19 protein-coding genes are annotated in these 22,797 nt (G+C 34.4%); 9 read left to right on the forward strand and 10 right to left on the reverse strand.

Features of this window, described 5'->3' with window-relative positions; all coding sequences use genetic code 11:
* Positions 1 to 7: 7 nt before the first annotated feature.
* Both ABTV69_RS15515 and ABTV69_RS15520 read left to right on the forward strand, forming a co-directional pair.
* Complete coding sequence (locus ABTV69_RS15515; protein WP_433830311.1) at positions 8 to 1,027, forward strand: cytochrome-c peroxidase; 1,020 nt, start codon at positions 8 to 10, stop codon at positions 1,025 to 1,027.
* A 174-nt stretch (positions 1,028 to 1,201) separates the two neighbouring features.
* On the forward strand, positions 1,202 to 1,450 hold the full coding sequence (locus ABTV69_RS15520; RefSeq protein WP_433830313.1) for a hypothetical protein: 249 nt from the start codon (positions 1,202 to 1,204) through the stop codon (positions 1,448 to 1,450).
* Positions 1,451 to 1,496: 46 nt separating this feature from the next.
* On the opposite strand, the gene ABTV69_RS15525 is transcribed toward ABTV69_RS15520, so the two are convergent.
* The 4 genes from ABTV69_RS15525 to ABTV69_RS15540 form a co-directional block, all read right to left on the reverse strand.
* Positions 1,497 to 1,700 carry a hypothetical protein gene (locus ABTV69_RS15525; RefSeq protein WP_433830315.1) on the reverse strand — a complete coding sequence of 68 codons (204 nt, stop codon included), beginning with the start codon at positions 1,698 to 1,700 and terminating at the stop codon, positions 1,497 to 1,499.
* Positions 1,701 to 2,219: 519 nt separating this feature from the next.
* On the reverse strand, positions 2,220 to 3,635 hold the full coding sequence (locus ABTV69_RS15530; RefSeq protein WP_433836716.1) for an FAD-dependent oxidoreductase: 1,416 nt from the start codon (positions 3,633 to 3,635) through the stop codon (positions 2,220 to 2,222).
* Positions 3,636 to 3,769: 134 nt separating this feature from the next.
* Positions 3,770 to 4,621: an alpha/beta fold hydrolase gene (locus ABTV69_RS15535; RefSeq protein ID WP_433830317.1), complete on the reverse strand. Its 852-nt coding sequence runs from the start codon at positions 4,619 to 4,621 to the stop codon at positions 3,770 to 3,772.
* A gap of 29 nt (positions 4,622 to 4,650) precedes the next feature.
* Entirely contained in the window at positions 4,651 to 5,268 is a 618-nt protein-coding gene (locus ABTV69_RS15540; RefSeq protein WP_433830319.1) for an isochorismatase family cysteine hydrolase, read from the reverse strand.
* A gap of 243 nt (positions 5,269 to 5,511) precedes the next feature.
* Here ABTV69_RS15540 and ABTV69_RS15545 point away from each other — a divergent pair, with 243 nt between their 5' ends.
* From ABTV69_RS15545 to ABTV69_RS15570, 6 genes are all read left to right on the forward strand, one after another.
* On the forward strand, positions 5,512 to 5,712 hold the full coding sequence (locus ABTV69_RS15545; protein ID WP_433830321.1) for a hypothetical protein: 201 nt from the start codon (positions 5,512 to 5,514) through the stop codon (positions 5,710 to 5,712).
* A gap of 180 nt (positions 5,713 to 5,892) precedes the next feature.
* The gene (locus ABTV69_RS15550) at positions 5,893 to 6,528 is read left to right on the forward strand and encodes a hypothetical protein (RefSeq protein WP_433830323.1); all 636 of its coding nucleotides are present in this window, start codon (positions 5,893 to 5,895) and stop codon (positions 6,526 to 6,528) included.
* Between the two features lie 174 nt (positions 6,529 to 6,702).
* Positions 6,703 to 7,146 (forward strand): hypothetical protein, encoded by a 444-nt coding sequence (locus tag ABTV69_RS15555; protein ID WP_008463513.1) that lies wholly within the window; start codon positions 6,703 to 6,705, stop codon positions 7,144 to 7,146.
* 925 nt (positions 7,147 to 8,071) lie between these two features.
* Positions 8,072 to 11,263 (forward strand): SusC/RagA family TonB-linked outer membrane protein, encoded by a 3,192-nt coding sequence (locus tag ABTV69_RS15560; RefSeq protein WP_433830325.1) that lies wholly within the window; start codon positions 8,072 to 8,074, stop codon positions 11,261 to 11,263.
* Between the two features lie 12 nt (positions 11,264 to 11,275).
* On the forward strand, positions 11,276 to 12,700 hold the full coding sequence (locus tag ABTV69_RS15565) for a SusD/RagB family nutrient-binding outer membrane lipoprotein (RefSeq protein WP_433830327.1): 1,425 nt from the start codon (positions 11,276 to 11,278) through the stop codon (positions 12,698 to 12,700).
* Between the two features lie 238 nt (positions 12,701 to 12,938).
* Positions 12,939 to 13,865, forward strand: a complete 927-nt coding sequence (locus ABTV69_RS15570) for an NAD-dependent epimerase/dehydratase family protein (RefSeq protein WP_433830329.1) — start codon at positions 12,939 to 12,941, stop codon at positions 13,863 to 13,865.
* A gap of 103 nt (positions 13,866 to 13,968) precedes the next feature.
* Here ABTV69_RS15570 and ABTV69_RS15575 read toward each other — a convergent pair whose 3' ends face one another.
* From ABTV69_RS15575 to ABTV69_RS15595, 5 genes are all read right to left on the reverse strand, one after another.
* The gene (locus tag ABTV69_RS15575; protein ID WP_433830331.1) at positions 13,969 to 14,739 is read right to left on the reverse strand and encodes an alpha/beta hydrolase; all 771 of its coding nucleotides are present in this window, start codon (positions 14,737 to 14,739) and stop codon (positions 13,969 to 13,971) included.
* 7 nt (positions 14,740 to 14,746) lie between these two features.
* Positions 14,747 to 15,286, reverse strand: coding sequence for a hydrolase (locus ABTV69_RS15580; protein WP_433830333.1), 540 nt, complete (start codon positions 15,284 to 15,286; stop codon positions 14,747 to 14,749).
* Positions 15,287 to 15,388: 102 nt separating this feature from the next.
* Positions 15,389 to 16,420 carry an alpha/beta hydrolase gene (locus ABTV69_RS15585; protein WP_433830335.1) on the reverse strand — a complete coding sequence of 344 codons (1,032 nt, stop codon included), beginning with the start codon at positions 16,418 to 16,420 and terminating at the stop codon, positions 15,389 to 15,391.
* Positions 16,421 to 16,445: 25 nt separating this feature from the next.
* On the reverse strand, positions 16,446 to 17,189 hold the full coding sequence (locus tag ABTV69_RS15590; protein ID WP_433830337.1) for a hypothetical protein: 744 nt from the start codon (positions 17,187 to 17,189) through the stop codon (positions 16,446 to 16,448).
* A gap of 173 nt (positions 17,190 to 17,362) precedes the next feature.
* The gene (locus tag ABTV69_RS15595; protein ID WP_433830339.1) at positions 17,363 to 19,804 is read right to left on the reverse strand and encodes a histidine kinase dimerization/phosphoacceptor domain -containing protein; all 2,442 of its coding nucleotides are present in this window, start codon (positions 19,802 to 19,804) and stop codon (positions 17,363 to 17,365) included.
* A 204-nt stretch (positions 19,805 to 20,008) separates the two neighbouring features.
* Between ABTV69_RS15595 and ABTV69_RS15600 the strand changes: the two genes are divergently transcribed.
* On the forward strand, positions 20,009 to 21,982 hold the full coding sequence (locus tag ABTV69_RS15600) for a sigma 54-interacting transcriptional regulator (protein WP_433830341.1): 1,974 nt from the start codon (positions 20,009 to 20,011) through the stop codon (positions 21,980 to 21,982).
* Here the strand turns inward: ABTV69_RS15600 and ABTV69_RS15605 are convergent.
* Complete coding sequence (locus ABTV69_RS15605) at positions 21,979 to 22,764, reverse strand: alpha/beta hydrolase (protein ID WP_433830343.1); 786 nt, start codon at positions 22,762 to 22,764, stop codon at positions 21,979 to 21,981. The two genes, ABTV69_RS15600 and ABTV69_RS15605, sit on opposite strands and share 4 nt — an antisense overlap.
* Positions 22,765 to 22,797 lie beyond the last annotated feature (33 nt).

A 22,797-nucleotide genomic window follows, 5' to 3' on the forward strand; every position in this document is an offset into this window, starting at 1 on the left:
ATTTAAAATGAAAAAAATATTTAGTTTTCTTTTGCTAAGCTTGTTTTGTGCTTCATGTAACACCACTGATTCTGATGAACCTTATTTTGACAATCCAGAAATTTCACTAAATATTCCTGCCGATTTTCCAGAGGTAAATAGTTATGTGAGTTTAAATAAACCTACAAAATATGGTGCTGAATTGGGCGAAAAACTTTTCTCTGACAAAAGATTTAGTAAAGACAATACAATTTCTTGCTCAAGCTGTCATATTCAAGCGAATGCTTTTGCCGATCATAACGCGCGCGCTATTGGCATCGAAGGAAGAATCGGACTCAGAAATGCGCCGCCACTTCAGAATTTGATGTTTTTAAAGTTCTTTAATTGGGATGGAAGTAGATTGCAGTTGGAAACACAGCCTTTGGTTCCGATTATTACACATGAAGAAATGGATTCCTCGATTTTGGAGGTTATCGGGAAAATTAAAGATGATATCACTTACAAAGCGCTATTCAAAAAAGCATTTGGAGATCAGGAAATTACAGCAGATAGAATTTACAAAAGCATCGCTCAGTTTGAATATACTTTGATTTCTGCGAATAGCAAATACGATAAAGTAAAACGAAAAGAGGGTCAGACATTTACAGAAAGTGAAGCGGCGGGTTACACTACGTTCCAGCAGAAATGCGCTAGCTGTCACAGTACAGAACTATTTACAGACCAGAGCTTTAGAAACATTGGTTTTCCTGTAAATACCGATTCTAATGAAGCAGGTAGAGGAAGAGTTACTGGAATTCCAGCTGATTTTATGAGTTTTAGAGTTCCATCTTTGCGAAATGTTGAATATACGGCACCGTACGGAAGTTTTGGTCAGTTTGCTACTTTAAGATCCGTTTTGGATTATTTTGATAGTGGCGTATTAAATGCAGATAATTTAGATCCGATTTTTAAAAATAACGGCAATAGAATTCCGCTTACAGAACAAGAAAAGGAGAATCTTCTTGCGTTTATGAAAACATTGAGTGACAAAGAGTTCACAGGAAATTAATCTGAAAAGGCTTGATTTTACTGGTGTTCCGCATTTCTTTTCAAAAAAAAGAAAAATGTTTATAATATGTTGATAAATAATGCGTTGCGAATAGTGTTAAAATCTGATTTCGATAGATTAAATGTTTTAAATTTAGTAACTGAATGATAGTTAATTATTTAAAAACGTTTGGATATGGAAAGAGCTATAAAATTACAGGTTCGCAAAGAACTTGACGGGAAACAAGAAGTAAACATCATTAAACTTAAAGGCAGTTTAATTACCAAAGGCTACACAGAAATTATCCATATAAGCGATAAAGATGATGAATTTTACATCAATTCGTTTGCAACCAGAACAGAAGCAAGTAAAGAAGTAAAAGAGTTTATTTTGGATTTTATAAACAAAGAAAATTTAAGCAATACAATTAGTGTTCTAGCATAATGATAGGAGCGCCAATTGTATTGCCTAATATAGAAGTTATTAATTTTTAAACAGCATTTGTAAAACTTGTATTTTGATCCAGATAAAGATGCTGTTCTTTTAAAATGTTATCTGGTTTTTCATCCCAATCTCCCCAATCTCCTACATAAGTTTTACGAAATATTAATTCATTATTATCACCATCACAAACCAAAGTTCGGTCTGTACATGTTTTATTCTTTGGACTGAAATTTATTTGTGTATTTTTCATGGCGTGAGGATTTAATTGTTTGTAAATGAGAGTATAAAATTAGAAATAGCAGCTCAGACTTAGTTATAAAATAATATTAAATTATTGTTTAATTTTCATGTATTCGACTCAAAAATATCACAATACAAAAAATGCTAAACATATGGTTTAGCATTTTTTCTTTCCTCTATATTCTTTCCTCTATATTTTCCTCTATATTCTTTCCTCTATATTCTTTCCTCTTTTCTTTCTTTCTTCTTTCCTCTTTCTTCTTTCCTCTTTCTTCTTTCCTCTTTCTTCTTTCCTCTTTCTTTTCCTCTTTCTTCTTTCCTCTTTCTTCTTTCCTCTTTCTTCTTTCCTCTTTCTCCTCTTTCTTTCTTCTTTCTTCTTTCTTCCTCTCTATTCTTCTTTCCTCTATATTCTTTCCTCTATATTCTTTCTTCTTTATTCTTTCTTTCTTCTTTCTTTCTTTCTTCTTCTTTCTTCTTTCCTCTTTCCTTTCCTCCTCTTTCCTCTTTCCTCTTTCCTTTCTATATTCCTCTATATTCTTTTATTCCGTCTTCCTCGAGGTTCATCACCTTCTTCAAGTATAATTTCAGAATGTAAAAATTGTGCAGCATCGGCAGAACCTTTTACTTTGGCGGCACTTCGTTCGAGCATTTCGGCTTCAAAATCATTTAAAACGCTTTTTCTTAGTCCGATTTCTCTCCATTTTGATTGTGCGTTGCATCCTTTATATATTTTTCTAGCCAATTTTAAAGCATCCAATAAAGCCTGATTGGCGCCTTGACCTTTAAACGGACTCATTGGGTGCGCCGCGTCGCCTATTAAAGTTATATTCTCATTTTTTTCTAATAATTCAGAACTTAGTAATTCGCGATCGTAAACAGGATATCCCGAAATTAGATTTTCTTGAGTGGCTTGCAAAATCTGCGGAATGGGAGCGTGCCATTGCGTTCTGTGAAGTGCTTCTTTTTTTAAAGCTTTCGGACCTTTTGCGCTTAATTCTTTAGCGTCTTGTTCAGACATCGGAAAGCTCAATTGCCACATTACAGAATCTGATGTGTAGGGCATAACGTAAATTCGTTCATTGCCATTTGCCGTTTGGAAAACTGTTGCAGAATCTAATAACGGACTAGAAGCGTCTTCCAGCGAACTCAACGGACAAATTCCGAGAATGACAATACAATCCAAATAACGAAGTGGAGCTGTTTCTTCGCCAATTGTCAATTTTCGCACGACGCTTCTAATGCCATCTGCGCCAACAACAAGATCGGCTTTTACGGTTTTTATTTCTCCATTTGTCTGAAAATTTAGTTCTACACCATTTTGAGATGCTGTAAAATCTAGCAATTGATGTCCCCACTGAACTGTATTATTTCCTCCAAGCTGTTCCAAAAGCGCTTGTCGTAACGATTGTCTTGCGATATGTATATTGGTGCGTTTTGCAGAAGGCTTAATTTCATTTTCAATCCATTTTCTGGTTCCCCATTCGCCTAAAATTTTTCCTTCTGTATCATGAACGATGTGTTTTGTCGAAATAATACCGTTTAAAGAAGTAATTCCTAAACCTTTCATGGCTTTGCTCGCTTGCTGTAATGTAAGTCCGTAACCTTGAGACCGGGCATTAAAGTCAGAATCTCTTTCGAAGATAGAAAAAGGAATTCCGCGATGCAAACAAGCCACGGCCAAAGCAACGCCGCCAATACCGGCACCAATTATAGCAACATGAGGTTTTGTGAGATCAGGTTCTAAATAGTTTTCAGATTGAATTAATCCTGATCCTGAGCAATTTGGACAGAGATGTAAATGAGCTTTAGGCTTAATAGGAGCAGTTCCTGAACTTCCTGCATTCTCATATTCAGCCAATTTCGTTTGATAGTGGCGTTGTGCTTTCTTGCTAAGTCCGCGATTTATTTTGCCTTGTCCTTGGCATTCCTGACATATAACCCACATTCTATTATACAACTTATTATGTTATGAAGATGCAAATTTACGTCAACTATACTATTTAAACTACTGATTTTCAAATCTAAATATCATTTCCAAAGAAATAAAAGAAAGTTCTGAAAATCAGCGATTTGTGTTTCTTAATTTGTTTCTATGAAATCATCAATATAACGTGCTATCATTTCAGGATATTGGCTCTGCGGGCCATGACCAGTTTGAGCGATAGTAATAAGAGTTGCAGTTGGCAATTTTTGGTTAAGCTCAAACCAGTTTTCTGGCGGAAAACAAACTTCATGATTGGCAGAAATAATCAATAGCGGAATATTTGTTTTCATTAATTTTTCTCTTGATTTATAAGGATCGTCAATATAATCTTCGTGAGATTTTTGGTAGTATTCCCAAAGTTCTGGCCGTACTTTTGGATCTTTGTCTTCTCTTTTATTGATTCTGTTATGACTTTCTGCCGCTGCTTTTTTGCTTATTTCAGAAGCGGGTTCAAAGAATAATATTGTTTCATGTTCAAGGGTATAATCTGGAATGTAAGCCGTTTTAATAAAAATTTCTTCCATAGAATGAGCTACTTTTCCAGGAGGTTTGGTTCCAATCAGAATAGTATGGGTAATTCTATTTGGAAATTCTGTTACAAGTACCTGAGCTGCCCAGCCACCAAGCGACCATCCTCCCAAAATAAATTTATCAATTTTTAAGGCATCAGCCAAGTCAATAGCATCTTTTCCAAAGCCTAAAATGGTTTCATGAGGGGTTCCTGTAGAAGAGGCTAATCCTTTAAAATTAAATGTGATGACTTGATATTTTTGTGCTAATGCATCTAAAAATGCTGGATCCCAATCGTCGAGATTTCCTCGAAATCTGTTGCAAAGAATAATTGGTAAACCTTTGCCTATCGATCTATAAGCTATTTTGTAACCTTGAATTGAAGCAAATTTAGTTTCAGACTGAATTGCTTTGGATTGCGTTTTTTCTTTTTCCATTGTAGTAAAAATTTAAATTTGTTATTATTTTATGAATTGATATTGTTTATAAATTCTTCCGTTGAGAAAAGGACATGTCCGTAATTCGGAAAATTAGTTTCTACGGTTGCTTTTATTTCTTCCCAATTAAAAGCACCAATGCCATCTTTAATCAACGTTACATGGTAGCCAAGTTCAACGCCAAACCTAGCTGTAGAATCAATACAGGTATTGGCTCTCATTCCGGCAATAACGATTTGGTCAATATCATGCTGACGTAAAAGAAAATCTAAATCGGTATTTGCAAAACCGCTTGCAGTCCAATGATTCTGGGCAAGAAGATCGCCTTCTTGCATAATAAGGTCAGGATGAAATTGTGCGCCCCAAGAGTCTTTTTCAAATAAAGTGATGCCTTTGCTTCCGGCATGAGAGGGTGACATAAATTTCCAATTCAGATAATCTCGTATTTGTGTATTACGATGCGGTGCGTAAATAATCTGAATTTTCTTTTCTCTTGCGGCAATTAAAAGCTTTTTGATATTAGCAATCACTTTATTTCCTTCAACAGTTTCTTTAGTAACAGGATATAATTTTCCCCCTTCAGAAAGGAAATCATTAAAAGGATCAATAATAACGATGGCCGTTTTTTGAAGTTGATATAAGCTCATGATTTTTAAATTTTGATTCAAGTTGCTCTATCCTAATAATATGCCATTAAAATTTTGGTGCTGTTTGTTACTGTTTTAAGAATATTTGAAAGTTTAAAACAGCGATATTTAGCGGATTTTCGAAATAAAACAAATTGGATGAGATAAAATGGAGCAGTTTTATTTTATAATTTTTCAAAATGATTATATAAGCCAAACTGCTGTATATGGTGTAATTTTAATTATCATTAAAAACTAGGAATTATGGAAAAGAATAATCAAACCCAGAAAAACCCGAATCCGAAACAGGGCGGGGCAGATCATCGAACAGATACTAGAAAACATCAATATAAAGAACATGATGAAACATTGACCAATGATGAAAATTATGATGTCGATACTAAAAAGTTTAAAGGTACAGAACCCGAACTCGATGATAAATTCAATAATGAAGAAAAAAAATAAAGATGAAACGTCTCAAATTAGTTTGAGGCGTTTTTTTAATTTCTTTTTTGTTGTTGCACCTCGATTTTTTTTAGGACTTAAAAGAGAAGAAGTGAAAAATATGATTGGTTTTTTATAGATTTGTAAAAATCTAATACAGTTTTTCAAATAATAATTGAGAAATAATATATAATACAAGGCATGAAATCGGTTACTTCAGTTTTTTTACTTTTACTGTTTGTTTGTTCAAATTCTTACTCACAATTGAGTTCTGATAAAATATTCGAAAGTTTTAAACAAGGCGAGCGCACCAATTGTTCTTCGATAGCTTTTATTAAAGCGTCTTTAAATGTATATGGTTTAGACAATCTTTTTGAAAGCGAAAAATTGCACAATGATTCTTATAAGATTACACTAAAAAATAATGCTAGTTTTAATTTGGATAGCAGCGAAGTTAATAAAGCCAGAAAATCTGCAGGTTTTGTTTATATTAAAGATAATTGTGACAGTGAAAAAATACGTGATTATGCAGTTTTGACCTACGCTGTAATGGCAAAATACATGCAAATTATCGATAAAGAACCGACCTTTGAGAAAGCTTTAGAAGAATTAGAAGAAGGTACAGTTTACACTCCAACGATCTACAAATATTTAGGGTTCAAATTAGGAAAACAAATCCAGAAATTAAAAAGACAGTCTGGAAGCGAATATTGCGGTGTTGTGGCTTGGTCTAAAGCGCACGCGGTTTTTGTATGCGAAGATTTTATGGATTATTATGGTAATAAAAAGAGTATTTGGATCAAATATCCAGGACGTTTCAGAATTATTAAGTCGTAACTCAAAAATCGATTAAGTATTGAAAATTCTCCGTTTTTTCTAGTTTTGGTGTACTATTTTACTTATTCAGATTAAAAGATTATTATAATTTTGGCAAAAACAACTTATAAAAATTGGATTTTAAGTTAATTTATATATTTTTGTTTTTATTCAAGAACCAAATCTATTAAGAAAATGAAGAGTAAGATTATTTTATTATGTGTCCTTTTCTTCTTGACGACTGCCGCTGTTTCTGCACAGGCAAAGAATGCACCAAGAAGTATCATTAGTACAACAGCTTTAATTCGTAAATACCATGATCAAAAAGAATTAAGTGGTATGCAAAAAGGAGAACTTTTAGAATTGTACATTGAGCGTATTAAAGTTCTAGTAAAAACACTTCCTTACATTGCTTTGGTTACTAAACCGGGTGTTACAATGGCAGATTTGGGAATTCCTGATACAAGTGAGAATAAAAAAATATTAGACGGGCAAGCAGAAGGTACAACTGTTTTCTTAGATACTACAGTTGATTTTCAGAGAAAGATGATGCCTTACTCAGATAAAGGAAATCTTATCGCAGCAATTTTGTTTTACGAAACTACATTGAAATCGTTACACGAATTTAACGAGCTATAATAAATTAGAAGTTAAAAAATAGAAACTCCAAGGTCTTACGATCTTGGAGTTTTTTTTGTTTTAAACTTTATGAACTTGCTACAAGTGAACTTGCGTAAAAATTTAACCGCAAAGTTCGCAAAGGTTTTTCGCAGAGTACGCTAAGTTTTGTGAGAATCATTAAAATGAAAAGTTCGCAAAGCTTTGTCGGCGAAGCTTATCTGGATAAAGCTTTGCGAACTTAATTAACGTTCTGCTTAAGTCTCGCATTTAAAATTTCTTAGCGTCCTTTGCGTTTAAAAAAAAATACACTCGCATTTAAAGTTTCTTAGCGCACTTCGCGTTAAAAAATTAACCACAACGTTTGCTAAGATAGAATTTAAAATGATTAAAAAACGCTTTCTGGGCGTATACTTTTAGTACAATTCTTATAAAATGCTAAAAAATGGGTTTTATTGTAACTTTCTTGTTTTTAGTTGTTTAATCTATCTTTTGAATATCACTTAACATTTTTTTTGCAAAAAGTTTAATTAAAATTTGGGAACTAATATTTTTAATTTACTTTTGTTCTATCAAATTAGTAGAGTTTAAAAAAATATAAGTTAAAAGCCAGAGATTAGAACCACAATATTTCATTCTGAAAAAACACAAAGCATTCAGTTTTCGAACTTATGCAACTAGGTTAAAATTCCTCTTTTTAATTCATTATAAATTTTAAGAAACAGAATCCTGAATAGGGGTTAAAATTTTTATAGGCCAATTTAAAATAATAGTAATCCAAAAAAAGTAAAAATGAAAAAACGAATGTGCTGCAGATAAAAGAAAAAACCATTTCTGTTGCAGCAGAAATGGTAGAAGTTTAAAAGAAATTGTCATCTCTAAAAGGAAAGCTAAAATAGCATAATGCTGTCTGAGTTTGCCTTATTTATTAAACTAAAACAAAGTAATGAAAAAAAAATTAGAAAGATATACCTGGATATTTATTTTGTTGATTACCATAGGGGTTAATGCTCAAGAGACAAAACCGCTAATCCAGTCTAAATTGGAAGGAACAGTAGTAGATGCTGTTACAAAAGAGCCTATTATTGGAGCTTCGGTTACGATTCAGGGAACGACACACGGAGTTATCACAGATACAGACGGAAAATTCTATTTCCAAACAGGACAAAAATTCCCTTATGTTCTTTTAGTTAGCTATTTAGGATATAAAAAACAAGAAGTTGTAGTAGATAAAAACGCAATAACTATTGCTCTTGCCGAAGAACAAAATGCATTATCTGAAGTAGTGGTTACCGCACTTGGAATTTCAAAAGAAAAGAAATCGTTAGGATATACAACTCAAGCCGTAAAAGGAAAAGAATTGGCGACTACAAAAGAAACCAACTTCTTGAATGCGCTTTCTGGTAAAGTAGCGGGTGTTCGTATTACCAATTCGCAAGGAGATATGGGGTCTTCTCGTATCATTATTCGTGGAGAAACTTCTATTGCAGGAAACAACCAACCGCTTTTTGTCGTAGACGGAGTTCCAGTGGATAACTCTCAATTGAATTTTGGTGGAGCTACTCGAGATTTCAGAAATGCGATTGCCGATTTGAATCCGCAGGATATTGAAAATTTGACTGTTTTGAAGGGGCCAAATGCTGCCGCTCTTTACGGATCGCGTGCTGCGCACGGTGTTGTGCTTATTACAACAAAATCGGGTAAAGGACAAAAAGCAGGCTATGGAGTTACTTTTAATACCGGTATAACGATTTCTCAAGTTGCAACTTTGCCTTCTTTTCAGAATAGTTACGGACAAGGTTCTAACGGAAGATTTAGTTACGTTGACGGTAAAGGTGGCGGAGTTAATGATGGTGTTGACGAAAGCTGGGGACCAAGATTGGACGGACGATTGATTCCTCAGTTTTATTCTAAAGGAGAAGCGGTTCCTTTTGTCGCACATCCAAATAATGTGAAAGATTTCTTCAATACAGGACTTACGTATGACAATAGTGTTTCTATTGCAAAAGCTGGTGATAAAGGAGATTTTCGTTTAGGTGTAAACAATCAAAAACAGCTAGGAACTGTACCGAACAGCGAAATAAACAAAACAAACTTTTCTATTAACACCAATTACCAAATTTCTGAGAATGTAAAGGTTGGGGTAAATGCCAATTATATTGTGACCAATGCTCCGCAATTGCCGGGTGGTCCGTCAGGTGGCCGTGCAGCTGGTGTAATGTTGCAGTTTTTATGGTTCGGACGTCAAGTTGATATTAATGAATTGAATAACGATTGGACACAAAACTGGAACAATAGCTATTATAGCAACCCATATTGGAATGCCTATTATAATACAACAAGCCAACAGCGTAACCGTTTAATTGGAGATATCCATTTAGATGCAAAACTAGCAGAAGGATTAAACTTCAGATTCCGTACGGGTGTTGATTATTATAATGATAGAAGAAAATATACGATCAAATACGGTACAAACGGAACTCCTTTTGGATCGTATGCAGAAGATGCTTATACTGTTAATGAGCAAAATACGGAGGGATTATTTCAATATACAAAACAACTTAACGATGATTTTACTGTAGATGCATTAGCTGGATTTAACATTCGTAACCATAGTGATGCAAATAACTATCAGAAAGCACCACGTTTGGCAGTTCCAGATTTGTACACTTTAACTAACTCTAGAGATCCTTTGACATCATCAAATTCATTATCTAGATTGAGAGTTTATAGTGCTTATGCTTCTGCACAGTTTGGCTTTAGAAATTATGCTTTCTTAAACGTGACAGCACGTAATGACTGGTCTTCTACATTACCAAGCAGCAACCGTTCTTATTTCTATCCATCTTTCAACGGTAGTGTGGTTTTAACGGATGCACTAAACATTAAGAGCAATACGCTAGACTTCTTAAAAGTTCGAGGGGGCTGGTCTGAAGTAGGTAATGATGCAGATCCGTACCAATTGGCAACGGTTTATAATTTCCAAACCGCATTTGACGGAAATCCGATTCAAACTTCTTCTCAGAGAAAACTGAATGAAAACTTGAAACCAGAAACTACACGTTCTACTGAAGTAGGTCTTGAAGCTTCTTTCTGGAAAAATAGACTTCATTTTGATGTGGCGTATTACAACACCAATAGTTTCGACCAGATTTTAGAAATTAAAACAACGGCATCAAGTGGATATACTTCGCAATTAATCAATGCGGGTAAAATCAATAATCAAGGTATTGAGGTGCAGCTAGACGGAAATCCGATTCAAACTGAAAAATTCAAATGGAATGTGGCTTTAAACTATTCTAAAAATAAAAGTAAAGTAGAAATTCTAGATTACGCAGGAGACATTAAAAACTATACAATTGGTTCTTCTGGAGGTGTAGACGTGTTGGCATCTGTAGGACAAGCTTATGGAGCGCTTTACGGAACAGCTTACGAGCGTGATGCAAGCGGGAATATTGTAGTAGGAGCAAATGGTCTCCCTAAAGCAGATCCGACAAAAAAGGTTTTAGGTCATTATACTCCAGATTATTTAGCAGGTTTAACGAATACTTTGACTTATAAAAACTTAGAGCTTTCGTTCCTTGTAGATGCTAGCGTTGGTGGAGAGCTTTTCTCTGGAACGAACAGAACCGGAAACTACACCGGAGTTTTAGCACAAACACTTCCTGGTCGTGGTGCTGAAAACGGCGGTTTAAGCTACTATTATCCAGCTAACAATACGGCTAATCCGAAAACTTTGGTAACTGGCGGTGCTGCTCCAAGCGGTGTAACGGTTTATGATGACGGAATGATTTTCGGAGGTGTATTTGCTGACGGAACGCCTAATAATAAAGTGATTAGTGCACAAGAATATTATAAAGCATCATACAACATTAGCGAAGCGTACATCTACAGCTCAACTTATGTAAAAATGAGAGAGATTAAGCTGACTTATAATGTCGACAAAAAGCTGGTTAAAAAACTTGGATTAGAAGGCGCAAGCATTACAGCTGCTGGACGTAACTTGTTCTTTATATATAAAGATGTGCCAAATATTGATCCTGAAACAGCTTTCAACACTGGAAATGCTCAAGGATTGGAAAGTTTAGCTTTACCAACAACAAGAAATTTCAGTTTAAACCTTAACGTTAAATTTTAAAAACTCGGAATCATGCTAAAAAAACTATCATATACCATACTGTTTGCATTGGCACTGAGCTCATGCAGTGATACTTTGGATGATATTAATAAAAATCCAAATGCAACTGAAACTCCACTTGCACCATATTTATTGACTGGTACCTTAAAGCAGGGTGCTGATTTGTACTGGGGTGATGCAAACAACTTTAACTCAACGTTGCTTTTTGTGCAGCATTGGGCTAAAATTCAATATACAGAGCCAGATCGTTACGATGTTTCGAATGCTTCTTTCACAACATTGTGGGATAAAGGATACGCAACTTTGATTACAGATTTGAATACGATTATAAAATTTCCAGATGCACAAGCAAATTCAAATTATAAAGGAATTGCTTTAACATTGCGTTCTTGGACATTTTTATTGCTGACAGATGCTTACGGAAATATTCCGTACAAAGAAGCGGGTTTAAAAGTAACGCCAGCTTACAATACGCAAAAAGAAGTGTACACAGGATTGCTTGAAGACTTAAAACAGGCACAGTCTTTACTGAATCCTGCAAATGGATCTGTAACGGGGGATTTGGTTTATAAAGGAGACATTTTGAAATGGAAAAAATTTGTCAATTCGCTTCGCTTGAGAATTGCTTTACGAATTTCTGATAAAGAACCAGTTTTGGCCAAACAAGCCGCAATAGAAGCTACAAGCGATGCAGCTGGGTTAATAAGCAGTAATACTGAAACATTCCAATTTATTTATACAAGCTCGCCACAACAAAACCCAGCTTCGGCTTGGTTTGAAACGAGAGACGATTTCCGTATTTCAAAAACGATGGTAGATCAATTGTATGCATTGTCAGATCCGCGTTTGCCAGTTTTCGCGCAATTGCCGTCAGATGCAAGTGTAGGGAAATATGTGGGTGGTGCCAACGGATTATCAAATAGTGATGCCAACAGTCAAGGTTTTGCTAAAACATCAAAACCGGGAACGTATTTCTTAACTTCGGCTTCACCTGCAGTAATTGCTTCGTATTCAGAAACATTATTTAATCTTGCTGAAGCTGTAGCACGAGGCTATATTTCTGGAGACGCAGAGCAGTATTATAAAAACGCGATTACAGCATCTTTAAATCAGTTTGGAATTACTAATGCGACCACTATTTCGACTTATCTAGACCAAGCAAGCGTAAAATATGATGCTTCAAATTATGCTAAATCGATTGGTACGCAAAAATGGATTGCGTTCTTCGGACAAGGTCTTGATGCTTTTACAGAGTGGAGAAGATTGGATTATCCAGTTCTTACAGCTGGTCCTGCTACTGTTTTGGACGGAAAAATACCTTCGCGTCTTTTCTATCCGGGTACAGAACAATCTCTTAATGGAGCAAGTTATCAAGCTGCGGTTGCAGATCAAGGAAAAGATGTATTGACAACCAAATTATGGTTTGATGCGAAATAAATCTCATTTTTTTATTAAATTTCATCAGAAAGCCCTGTGTCAACTGCGATACAGGGCTTTTGCTTTTTTTAGATATAAAGTTGTTTTAATTTAAAAGTAAAATAATAGACTGTAAGTGAATTATAGATTAGCAATAAAATGGAAAATAATAGAGTTAAAGTTGAAGAGCTATTGTTACAAATTCTGTAAATTGAATACCAATAGAAAAGAGAATGAAGCAATTAAAAAGAGAAGTAACATGCAGACTATATTAGGAGCCAACGGCCAAATAGGCGAGGAATTGGCTAGAGAGCTAAAAAGAAATTATACTTCAGATATACGAGTAGTAAGCCGTAGAGCACATAAAATAAACGATACCGATACTGTTTTTTCAGCCGATTTAACCAATAAAGAAAAAGCCATAGAAGCTGTAAAAGGCTCCGAAATTGCATATTTTACATTAGGGCTTCCGATGAATACGGATTTATGGGAAAAACAATTTCTGCTGATTACAAGAAACGTTATCGAGGCCTGTAAAATCAATAAAACGAAGTTGGTGTTTTTTGACAATACCTATATGTATCCGCAAGACAGCAGAGTACTTACCGAAGAAACTGCTTTTCAGCCCGTAGGAAGAAAAGGTGAAATTAGAAAAGAAATGGCCGAAATGGTTCTAAGCGAAATAAAATCGGGACAATTAGAAGCTGTAATCTGTCGTGCACCCGAATTTTATGGTCCTGCAAAAACACAAAGCATTACTAATACTTTAATTTTTAATGCGATTAAAGAAAATAAGAAACTAAAAGTGCCTTTGAGCGACACCAAAAAACGAAGTCTTATCTGGACGCCCGATGCAAGCCGCGCTACAGCATTAATTGGAAATACACCAGATGCTTTTAATCAAACTTGGCATTTGCCTGTCGATGAAACTCATCTTAACTATAAAGAATTCATTGCATTAGCCTCTCAAATTTATGGCAAAGAATTGAAATATAAAGTAATGCCAAAGTTTGTCTTTACAATAGGTGCATTTTTCAATAAGCAAGCAAAAGAACTACAAGAATTGCTTCCACGATACGAACACGCGAATGTTTTTGATGACTCAAAATTTAGAAAGCGTTTTCCAGATTTTGTTGTAACAAGTTATAGAAGTGGAATTGAACAGATTAAAAGCGAGCGGCATTAATAATTAATATTCCGCTAGGAATATCATATTGGTAAAAAAAGCATCCCATTGGATAGCGTCCTGTGAGGACGCTATCAAAGAAATATTTCTACACATGGATTCCTCATAGTTTTTCAAACCAATTTAAAATATAATCGGCAACACTTTCCCAGCCTGGCTCTCCGCAGATAAAATGGCTTTTTCCGTCAAATATTTTAAGATCGACGCGACCTGCATTTTCTTTATATCTGCTGGCAATATTTTCAGTCAAACTAGGAGGGAAGATGTGATCGCTTCCACCGCCAATAAACAAAATAGGTTCATGCGGTTTTTTGAAATTGATATTCGAGAAGGAGTTTAAAACCAATTCTCGACTCACTTTGTAACTTTCAGGCACTGCAAATTTATCAAAAGCGATACTTTTTTGTGATTCTGGAATGGTATTGAAAAAGGCATAATCATACCATTTTCTGCTTCCCATAAAATATTTAGAAGAAGAAAAAAAGCCGAAAGCAGGAATTACTGTTTTTAAAGTTTGAAATGGCGGAAACACATTTTTTGGCGGAGCTCCATCAATACTCACTCCAGCCGCCGCTTTACCCAATTCTACTAATTTTAAAGTTGCCATTCCAGCCATAGAGTGCCCAATTACCAAAGGTTTTTCCGGTAAAGTATCTATTAATTTGCTGATGTTGTTAACGATGTCTATAAATCCAGTTTTGGTGAGATCAGGATGAACTCTTGCTCTCAGCTCGGCAGGAACTCCTTCGTGTCCGGGATTTGCTGGAGTATAAACAGTATATCCTTTTTGTTCATAGTGCTTTTTCCATTCCGTCCAAGTTTTGTCGTTCACAAAATTTCCATGAATAAGCACAATAGTTTTTGATTTTGACATGATTCTTTTATTTGATTAATGTTAGAATTTCTTTGAAAATTTCGCGTCTCGAGTCTTTCACAAGTTCATAAAGGCACATTTCAATATTAGTTAATGAAGCTCCTTTTTGTTGCAGTTTTTGCAAAGCAATTACAATACTTTCTTCTGAGCGTGAAGAAACGCAATCAGTTACAATTTCGACTTCAAAATTATAAGTCAATAATCCCATTACAGTTTGATATACACAAATATGAGATTCTATACCGCAGATTAACCATTGCTTTCTGCCAGAATCTATAATTGCCTGTTTAAAGGTTTCATTATCTAAAGCATTAAAAGAAAACTTTTCAATTGGTTTCTCGTTCTGCAGTAGTTTTCCTAATTCAGGTATTGTTGCGCCGAGTCCTTTCGGGTTTTGTTCTGCCCAAATTATAGGAATTGAAAGTAATTGACAGCCTTGGATAAGTTTTTCCAAATTAGCTGTCAGCTTTTCGCTGTTGTGTACAATTCGAGCCAATTTTCCTTGAACATCAATTACAATCAATCCAGTTTTTTCTTGTACAAGCATAACTACTTCTTTTTGTGTTTTTTGAGAATTAAATTTACAAAATTATTTGTTGTAAGATATTTAATTGCAGTTTGTTATGTTTGTTTTCTTAAATGGTTAGTCTTACTTCAAATATTTTTTGAGTTCTGCCGCAGCTTGAATAAAAAGCGCTTTAGTTTGCGGAATTTCAGCCAAACCATTCAATAATCCAAAGTCATGAATTACGTCATTGTATCGAACTGTTGTAACTACAACTCCAGCATCACTTAATTTACGTCCGTAAGCTTCTCCTTCATCTCTTAAAATATCATTTTCAGCAACTTGAATCAAAGTGGGAGGCAAGCCTTTTAATTGGGATAAGCTGGCTTGCAATGGTGAAGCATAAATTTCCTTTCTTTTGGAAGGTTCTACATATTGATCCCACATCCATTTCATTAAAGAATCAGTTAGAAAGCGCTGTTTTCCATATAATTTGTAAGACTCTGTTTCAAAATTAGCATCGGTTACAGGCCAGAAAAGAATTTGCACTTTATAGAGCGGAGTTCCTTTTTCTTTAGCCATCAAAGCACTAGCAGTAGCTAGATTTCCGCCAGCACTGTTGCCCACAATTCCTAATTTGCTTCCGTCAACATTGATCTCGCTTCCATGTGCTGCAATCCATTTTGCGGCTGCGTAAACTTCATTAACTGGCTGTGGATATTTGTGTTCTGGTGAAAGGGAATAATTAACGAAAACCCCAACATAACCCGTTAGAACACTTAAATCTCGAACCATTCTTTTGTGAGTAGGATAATCGCCCAGAACCCAACCACCGCCATGAATGAACATAAAAACAGGCAGCTTTCCTTTTGCGCCAGCGGAACGAACAATATTCAGTTTGATTTTGTAACCATCAGCTGTAATTTCTTTTTCAGATTCTTCAATTCCAGACAAATCAACTTTAAAAGCATTTTGTGCTCCAACCAATACATTTCGCGCATCTGCAACCGGAAGCGATTCTAATGGCGCTCCTCCAGAATTTAAAGGTTTTAAAAATGCCTTTACAGCTGGAGTTAAATGCGGATCTGTGCTATAATCGCCTTGTGCATTTGCTGGTAAACTGGTTAGGATTATATAAGGAATAAAGATCATTTTTAGGAAAATTGATTTTTTCATAATAATTAAATTTTAGAAGAATATTTTATTTTATAGAATAAGGCAATGAAAGATTTCCGCTCGCAACAGTGTAGACTTTGTATACCCCAAGCATTGGCTTAGAACCTTCAGAATCATGAGAACCGCCAGCGCCTGTACTAACTTCCATATAACAGCTTACAGCATCAAACTTAAAATTGGTTTTGTTATTGATTCTAAAATCAGGCACAATTACTTTTATAGAATTTCCTTTAGCCACGATATTAAAACCTGGACTATCCATATACATTGCCATTCCTGGATTTGTTGGAGGTAGAACCACATTTGGATCTCCTTTTGTAAATTCTTTAACCGAAAGCCCGCCGCCAACACGTTTGTCTTCAACTAATAAAACCCAGTGCGCGTGCCAGACTAAGCCATCATTTAGATAGTTTCCGTCTAGATTTTCATCCCAAAGCGGAGTGTCTTCAAAATCAGGGTGAGATGTAAGGGCAAGTGCCACTATTCCTTCGGCTTGACCGAAACCAATATCAGAAGATTTTAAAGTAGTTGGAAAAACATAGGCTAAAACTGGCGCACCATTTAGCTGGCCAACTGGTTTAGGCATCGTTTTTCCAGCAGTTCCTTCTACTTTGATGTCCCAAACAGTAAGGCCTAAATCTGCTTTATGAGTTATTGTAGCCGATTTAATTTTAAAATCACTGTTATTGTATGAGCCGCATTTATCGCAGGCTTTTGCTGCACTAAAATTTAAAAACAGAATGATTATTAGCAATATTAATTTTTTCATAATAAATTGGTTTTTAAGGGTTAACTTCCCTAGAAAACCAATTTATGTGCCATGTCAATAAAGCCTTTAATTATAAGGTTTTAGCGCTTTTTTATGGTTGAAAAAGCGCTATATTTCGCTAAATGCATTTATATTCGTGAGATTTCGCTATAAACGAAATTTGCTTTTATTTCTTAATTTATTCTTCTTTTTTCATTGATTGGAAACTCTTTAGAGAATTCAATTTTTAGAATCGTTCCGTTATTATTTTCCATAGAAAAAGCCGCATCCAAATCGTCACTAAGACCTCTTATCAAGCTTAATCCGAAAGAATTGATTTTTTTACTGCTGATATTCGCATCAAAACCAACTCCGTTATCAGCAATTGTCAATAGATATTTATCTTCTGTGGTGGCTTGGAGCGTAACATAAATCATTCCCGTTCTATTGTCTGGAAAAGCGTATTTAATTGAATTGGTAATCGATTCGTTTAAGATAAGCCCAAGCGGAACAGCCTGTGCAACATCTAATTCTAGTGGATCAATTTTAAGTTCAAAACGAACGCGCTGTCCAAGCGAAAAAGATTCTCTTAAATATTCGACCAATTCTTTGATATAATTCGGCATATTGATCGTCGCAATATTCTCTGAATTATACAATTTCTGATGAATTAACGACATAGAATGAATTCGATGCTGACTATTTTTAATAGCCGACAATGCCATATCATTTTCCAAATAAGCCGATTGCGAGTTTAGAAGACTAATTACGGTTTGAAGATTATTTTTTACACGATGATGTATTTCCTTCAAAAGCCATTCTTTTTCATCCAATAAATGTCTAAGATTAATATTTTTTTGATTGATTTCTTTTTCCTTGGTTTCTAATTCGGCATTAGTTCTCTGTTTCAGACGATAACGATTGTACAATAAAACAAGAAAAAGAGCCAATAAAACCAAACTCCAGATAGAAAGCGTGTTTAATAATTTTGATTTTTTTAATGCCGTTTGCTGTAATTCGGTTTCTTTGTCTAATTGTTTGATTTTTTGTTCTTTATTTTCTGTTTCATACTGAAATCTAAGTTCTTCAATTTGTTTGTTTTTAGAATAATCTAAAAGAGAATCGCTAAATTTTTTATACAGTTTATGATGTGCCAAAGCCGATTTAAAATCACCATTTAGAGAATCTAATTTATATAAAGACATCTGAAGCGCTTCCGAATTGTAATTTTTACTGTATTTTTTTGAAGCAGTTTCGATTTTATCAATGTAATACTTTGTTTTCTGAAGATTGTTTCGGTTCGCATAAAACAAGGCAGCAGACGAATAGGTATTGCAAACATCACGATACGTTTGCGGAGAATTTATAATATCTGCAGCTTCTCCGGCCTTTATAAAATATTTCTCGGCTGTGCCATAGTTTTTAATTCTCCAATAACAATTAGCATAAGCAAAATTCATCAGCATATTGTCAATAGCGTTTGGTGGAGGATAATGGCTTGTTATAGAATTCATATATTCTATTGCCTCTTTATTTTTTCCTTTCAGAGATAAAGAAGCTGTGGCAGTAATAAAACTCTTGTACCAACTGCCGCTGCTAAACCCGTTTTGCCCATGTTGAATACTTTTTTCTGCCATTTTCATAGCTTCATCTGTATGTCCCATTTGCAAATAAGCTATTCCTAAACGCATATAAAAAATATCGGCAAAAGTGTAGTCTTTTGTTGCTTCCATGGTTTGTACACTTTTTGAAGCATAATAAAAAGCATCTTTAATATTGTATTGTACGCCGTGGATATAAGAAATCGTGGTTTCGCTAAATTGCTGTTGTCTGAAATCAATTTTGCGCATAGCAGCAATATTTTGATAGAGTATTTTCTTGGCATCGTTTATTTTCCCATGCCAGAAATAAATGGTACAGAGTTTTGATTTTGTTTCAATTACTTTTTCTTCAAAACCTAAAGATTTATATAGTGCTTCGGCTTCTTTTAGGATTTTCTCTTTTTCAGGATCCAAATCGTACTGATAGGTTGCCTGATTGAGCAATGCATTGGCAAGAGCCGCTTTATCTTTTTGCTTTTTGCATTCGTTTACGACTTGCAAAAAGCATTTTTTACTTTCTGGATAATTGTTGATTTGGAAATAAAACTTTCCTAAAAGCATTAAACTCTCGTGTTGCCACTTTTGTATTTTTAGCTGATTGCTGATTTTTACTGCCTCAGTAATATAAAAATTAGCGTTTTTTAAATCGTCTGGTTTAGTAAAAGGTTTAAATAAATAGAAAATTCCTAATTGCAGTGTAAGTTTTACTTTATCTACATCTTTTGATTTGGAATATAATTTTTTGGCAGCATCAATATTTCCTTTTTCGATTAAATCATTTCCAATTAGATAAGAACCATCATTAAAACCTTCGTCATAAGCCAAAGAAACCGGAAGTTTGTAGGCTTTGCACGTTAAAACTACAGAACTATCCGCATCAATAGCGCCTTGGTTAGAGTTGTATAAATATGAAGAGCAAGTTTGTATTAATAAACGTTTCTTTTTTAAATCATAATTTGCTGTTGCAGGGTGGTTTTGTGCCTGAGAATTAATTGTAATAAGAAACAGCAGACAAAACGAGTAAAGTAGCTTCATGGTTTATTAGAATTAAATTTAATAGGTTTTGGATTAACAAATATATAGAGAAACAATTTTTAATGTTTTAAGAAATAATATGAAAATTACGGTTAATTGTGATTTTTATTTATCTAAATTTGGAAACGATTAATTTTAATTGTGATAATTAACTATTTTTGTATCAATAAATTAAGTGCAAGATAAGATAAAAAAGACTCACTTATGAAAAACTCTCCCGATAACGGATATGAAGCTGTTTCTTCAGGTTTGAAAAAACGAATTTTAATTGTAGAAGATCAATTTATTGAAGCTCACGATTTACAGTTAATTCTCGAAAAAGCAAATTATGAAGTTACAGGAATAGCGCGGTCGGTAGAGCAGGCTTTGGAACAAATTGAAATTGAAAAACCAGATTTGGTATTTTTGGATATTATGCTCAAAGGAAGCCGAAATGGTATTGAACTGGCACATATTCTTAAGGAGAAGTATATTGGTTTCATATTTATTTCTGCCAATTCAAGTAAAACTGTATTAGATCAGGCTAAAACCACTCAACCATATGGGTTTATTGTAAAACCTTTTCGTGATCAAGATGTGCTTACAACGCTTGAAATTGCATTTTATCGTCAGCAATATAGTTTAGAAAGTCAGTTAATGCAGCAGTTTCAGCTGCAGGCAGCAATCACAGAAATTATAAATTCAAATCTAAAGAAAGAAGAGGCATTATTGGCTTTCGCGAAAGCGGTTCAAACTTTCATTTCTTTTGATTATTTAGAAACTGGTTTTATTACTTCAACACATTACGATAATCTCGGAATTGTGCGTAGAAACTTAGACCAGTATCAAATCATCAATTTGCAGAAACTTTCGCAAATAGCGGGAGTATCTGAAAAAGAAATCAATGAAACGTATATAAAATCAAAAGTAGATAAAGAACCTATTATTTATAGCGAAGAAGCATTGATTAACAACCTGCAAGAAGCGCCAATTAAAGCTTTAATTGCACACAATTTTGGCATTAAATCCTATTTGATTTTTCCAATTTCGATTGCCTCGATCCAGAGCTATCATTTTGCTTTTTACAGTCGTAATCTGAATGTGTATTCTCAAGAACACTTGCGAATATTAAGTTCACTCGAACCGCTTTTCTGTCAATTTATTGCTAGAATTTATGCGAAAGAAGATTTAAATGTTTCTTCTAAAAAAGCGGAAATTAAAAACGTAAAACCCGTAAAAGCACAAGAAGGATTTGAAGGAATCATTGGCAATAGCTCTCAAATGGGTACAGTTTTTAATTATATCCGAAAAGTTTCGCCTTCTGATACTTCGGTTTTGGTTTTAGGAGAAAGCGGAACAGGAAAAGAAAAGATTGCGCAGAGTATTCATGCTTTATCTCCGAGAAAAGACAAGCCTTTGGTTATTATAAATTGTGGCGCTATTCCAGAAAATCTTGCCGAATCATTGCTTTTTGGACATGAAAAAGGTGCTTTTACAGGTGCGTTGGATAGGCGTATCGGTAAATTTGAATTGGCAGACGGAGGAACGATTTTTTTAGATGAGATAGGAGAGATGTCTCTAGAATTACAAGTTAAACTGCTTCGTGTTTTACAAGAAAGAGAAATTGAACGTGTAGGTGGCACTTCACCAATGAAAATTGATGTCAGAGTTATTGCGGCAACCAATAAAAATCTAGAAGAAGAAGTGGCTGCGGGACGATTTAGAATGGATTTGTATTATCGTCTGCATGTTTTTCCGATTATGGTTCCGCCGTTAAAAAAGAGAAAAGAAGACATTACAGATTTAGCCAATCATTTTATTGCCGTTTATAGTGAGAAAATGGGCAGAAAAGCGCCAATTCTTTCCGATTTTGCTTTACAGCAGATTATGAATTACAATTGGCCAGGAAATATCAGAGAACTCGAACACGTGATGCAACGCGCTATATTACTTACTGACGGAAATACAATTAAAGAAATTGAACTTTCCATGTCTTCAAAAATGCATCCTGAGCCGGCACAAGAATCATTTTCGATAAAAACAATATTAGAAAATGAAAGGGATTATATTTTGTACATCCTTAAAAAATGCAACGGAAAAATTTCTGGAGCTGGAGGTGCAGCCGAAATTCTAGACATTCATCCTTCGACTTTAAATTCTAAGATTAAAAAACTGGAAATAAAGAAAGGAATTATTTAAGAAATTTTCTTTAGCCAACTGACGATAAAGTCAGCAATAGTTTGCCAATTTTCGTGATTTATACTCAAATGATTAAAATCTTGAAATTCTTTATAGCACGTAATGGAATGGATATTTTTATATTTTTTGAAGTTTAAATTATTTAAAGAAGGAGAAACGAAAACATCTTTTGAACCCGATAGAAATAAAAGGGGATTGTGTTTTTTCTTGAAATCGATTTTAGCTGCTTTAGAATAAATTTCACACATGATTAATCTAGATTCGGGAACCAATAAAGCTTCGTAAGCTTCTTTTTGTTCTTCAAATGACAATTGGTTCGCAAAATAGTGTTGCCATGTCTTAAAAGGCATTAAGAACGGCTTGTTTGCAGAACTAAAATAATCGGAAAGATTCCAGACTGCTTTATAAAACGGAAAATTAAAATGCATAAGATTGCCTGGCGGAATAGAATTAATGCAGATTCCGTGAGAACCCAATTCTTTTTGCATTAATAATTGAGTTAGAAGTCCTCCATAAGAATGACCTATTAAAATTGGTTTTTCTGGAAGTTTGTCAATGATTTCTGCATAATAATCCAATAAATTATTTAAGCGAATTAAAGGAATTTTAGATTCAGAATGCGTTTTCCTTAAATTGACAGCCAATTCATTTTTGTAAAGCCAGGGCGGAGCGACAGTTTTATAACCTTTATTTTCAAAAAAAACAATCCATTCTTTCCAGCACGCATGGCTGATAAACGCTCCACTAATAAACATAATCGTTTTTCTATCAGATAAATACATAAGATTGAAGCTATAAGATTAATTTCAGAAAAG

Source organism: Flavobacterium anhuiense, assembly GCF_050990855.1.
GTDB classification, from domain to species: Bacteria; Bacteroidota; Bacteroidia; order Flavobacteriales; family Flavobacteriaceae; genus Flavobacterium; species Flavobacterium anhuiense_C.